This window comes from Undibacterium sp. FW305-107, from assembly GCF_058788535.1.
This window is the reverse complement of sequence record NZ_JBYTAV010000026.1, coordinates 1-3,768: the sequence shown is the minus strand read 5'-3', so window position 1 is coordinate 3,768 and position 3,768 is coordinate 1. Positions and strand designations below refer to the sequence as shown.

1 protein-coding gene is annotated in these 3,768 nt (G+C 51.7%); it reads right to left on the bottom strand.

The window, feature by feature from the left end:
• A partial coding sequence (locus AC3WQT_RS28865) for a tetratricopeptide repeat protein (protein WP_492709467.1) occupies positions 1-3,452 on the bottom strand: 3,452 nt, incomplete at its 3' end.
• Between the last annotated feature and the right edge of the window lie 316 nt (positions 3,453-3,768).

The window sequence follows — 3,768 nt, the reverse complement described above, 5'->3', positions numbered from 1 at the left end:
GCGCTCACATTTGCGGCCTTGACTGACCTCGCTTTGCTATTACTTACCGCATATTGCTGAGGCACCGGCACGGGCGCGGCTGAATAACTGGCTTTGGTTGGTACATAAGGTGTCACCAATGCTGGTACATTAGCAGCGCTGCCGGCTTCATAATTATTTTTGGGCACAGCCTGATTTTGCAATGGATTAGCTTGTACTGGTGTAGCTTGTGTCAACGGGCTGCGAGTCAGGTTCGCTGGTGGAATCTGATATACAGTAGCAGCTCCTGTCGCACTACTGACATTACCGCTGGAACCGCCCTGCACTACCGCAGGCACTGCATTGCCTGCATAAGCTTGTTGAGGCAAAGGTGCAGGTGCGGACGCTCTATTATTAAATGCGCTGGCAGGGAGTTGCGGAATACTCGTCATAGCTGCTGGCGCAACTGCCACCGGATTCGTTACACGTGTTTGTGCAGCCGCCATGGTTGTGGCTGGCAATTGCGGTATCACGTACTGCGGTGAAGGCTGTATTGGTTGAGGTGCCTGCGCGTATTGTGGTTGTGAGTATTGCGGTTGTGCATACTGCGGCTGCATGTATTGTGGCTGCGCAGTCTGCAATGGCACACCTACCGGAGCAAAAATGGCGCTCCTGGAATTAGGAGTCACTGCCTGCGGTGCGGGTGCTGCATAGGATGCGACAGCTGTTTGTGTTCTGCCACTGCGGTCAGCAAAGGGATTGACGCTGAACTCATTGACTGGCTGCGCCTGTGCGACCAGTCGTATGCCATTCGCCCCCATATCAGTACCTGGCCTTTGTGCCTGTTCCAGCGCCAATGCCTGTCTGAAATACTCCAAAGCTTTACCGGTATTGCCACGCGCACGCGCCAGGTTACCGGCCAAAGAAATAAATCTTGGATTGCCCGGTTGTAATTGCATCAACGTTGCCAGGTGCTGCTCGGCGGTGTCAAAATCCTTGACCTGTATGGCGGCATACACCAGGCCTTGCAAGACTTCAGGATTATCTGGTTCCGACTGCAAGACGCGTTGATATAAATCCTTGGCAGAATCGGTATCCCCTGATGACGAATAGATGCGTGCCAAAGCCAGCAATAATAAATTGTCTTCAGGGTCAGCCATCAACATGGGCTGGATAAAATTAAAGGCGCTGGCATAGTCACCTGCTTCACGTGCGCGCTCGGAATAACGCATGGAGACTATGCGTTGCAAGTCTTTGTAATCAGTAACTTCTTCTGCCGTCAACTTGGGCATATCAGCAACCTTGCGCATGACGGCCAGCACTTCTGCTTCCTGATTTGCCCGCAACAAGGCCATGCCATATTGCAGCAACAAACCCGCCTGAGGATTAGGTGTGCTTTCTACTGCACGCTTGACCAATGCCAAACCATGCGCAGGATCCCCTACCTTCATGTGAAAGGCAGCAATAATGCCGACGAATTCTGCATTATTGCCCGCTGTATTTTCTATGATGCCCAGCAGTTCGCGTGCTCTTGCAGTATCACCGCGATTGACAAACACATTCAGCCTATCCACCTGTACCCTGGTCCAGAGACGCTTTTGCAGCTCGAACATTTCCGGTTTTCTGGCAGCCGCAGGCAAGCGTTCCAGCGTCATCAGGCCTTCCCACCATAATTGCTGCATGGCGCTCAGCAAGGCGCTGGCATATAAGGCTTCGGCCTGAGGGTTTTCTACATTGGCAATCGCATCCATCAGGGCGCGTGCGGCACCAGGAGCATTCTGACCCAGATAAATTTTTGCCAAAGCCATACGCAACCAGGGGTTGTCAGGCGTCATCAATACTGCATCCTCCAGATTGGCCTGGGCAGTGGCGATATCACCCGCTGCTTCAGCCGCCTTGGCTTTGTCCCATAACTGTGTCGCCTTCAACTCAGACAGCACGGTCATCTGGCGTGGCGACATATAGGCGCTCAATTCTTCCAGATCCTTGATACGTTTTTGCAAAGCCAGAAGACCGATCAGGCTATCGAGTGCTCCCAGGTTTTTTTTATCGTCGCGCAATACCAAGCGGAAATTTGCTTCGGCACCAGCCAAATCATTTTCTGCCAGCAAGGCATCACCCAGTTGCAATATGCCGACCGCCTCCTTGGGATCCATTTCGACTGCTTTTCGCAGCAAAGCGATGCCTTTGCTGCTATTGCTGTCTTCAAATGCAGTGCGCGCGTCGGTAATCAAACCCCAGTAATTGGCACGGTCGAAGGCTGGTTTCCATTGTTCCTTGCGATTTACTGGCGACAATTCCACCGCTTTTTGCAAGAGTGCGCGCGACTCGACGAATTCATCCTGGCGCATTTTTACCAGTCCCATGCCACCGTAACCGGCAGAGTCTCTGGGATGCGATTTGATCAAGGCCTGAAAAGCCGCTTCTGCTGTTTTCAGATCATTATCGTCAAGTGCCTTGAACGCAGCAATGCGTGCTTTTTCTGGTGCCTCACTCCCTGACTTTGCCTGTGTCTCTCCCTTATTGCTGTTTTTTGATTCTGCCTTGGATTCCGGCCTGGATTCGGCCTTGGCAACAACTTCCGGTTTCGGTGCAGCTTCTATTTTTTGTTTGCTTTCGGCTGCGGCCTGGACTGCCGTACTTTGCTTGGCCGCCGCCATAACCTTGGCCGGGCTGGATTTTTCTTCTGGCACTACCGGTGCGGCAGGGTGACTTAAACTGGCAAGACGCTCGCTGATGACCTGGTCATTCGGGAATTTATCGAGATAACGACGGAAGTGTTTGGCGTTTTCATTCTTTACGCCCATCCAGCTCAAGGCCTGGCGCCAGGAGTCACCGGCTTGTTTGCCCACATCGGCTTTGACCGTCAGTTGCTCCAGTGCGGCCATTCCTTCAATGCGCGTTGGCTCACGGTAAGTCAGCACCTGGGCATAAGCCAGTGCATAGCGGGTATTGCCAGGATTTTCTTTCAATAGTTTTTCCAGGCCACGTTTGGCATCGGGATAGCCAGCTTTGGTACCTGCCAATACCTGGAAATATTCAAATGCAGCGTCCCCTTTGAGTTTGGATGGGTCACCCATTTGCTTGTAGGCTTCTACTGCGCTGTCAGAATCACCCTGCTTTGCCAGCTTGCGCGCTTCTTCCAGTTGCCCGCCGCTACCACTGCCACCCTGCAAGACAGCATTTTCTGCCGTGCGCAGTTGCGTAATAGTGGCTTGCGAGCCCCGTAGTTTGGAATAATAGGATTTTGCCTGTGCTGTATTACCGGCTTTGGCTTCAAATAAAACCAGTGCCAGCAAGGCATCTACATTGGATGGTTCTATTTTTAATACTTTGCGCCAGGCATCTGCCGCATTTTCATCCTTGCCACGTTGCGCCCAGAATTGCGCCTGTTCTTTCAATTGTTGCGTCAAAGGGGAATTAGCGAGTGCCGCCCCGCTTTCCAGATATGCCGTCAAAAGCGCCAGTACCAGCGCTTTCTTCTTAAAAGTCATTCATGTCCCCTTTTCACTTCTTGGCTGGTGAGCATATTGTCTAATAATGTCTTATAAACAAACCACTCACTTCACCAGCATTTTGAAGTAAGCCAAGCCAAATAGGAAGTGTATGTGTGGCAGGAATTGTAAATCTATTGTAAATCCAATAAAAAACCGCTCAATCCTGCAGGATTTGAACGGTTTTTTTTGCATTGACGACTTTAAGCCTGGTTACCCTGACTCAGTTACCCTGGTAATAAGCCTTGGGAGCAACAGGCGGGAATGTCACCGGGGGCTTGCGTGGCTCAAAGCTGTAACGCAGGTAAAGCGCTGC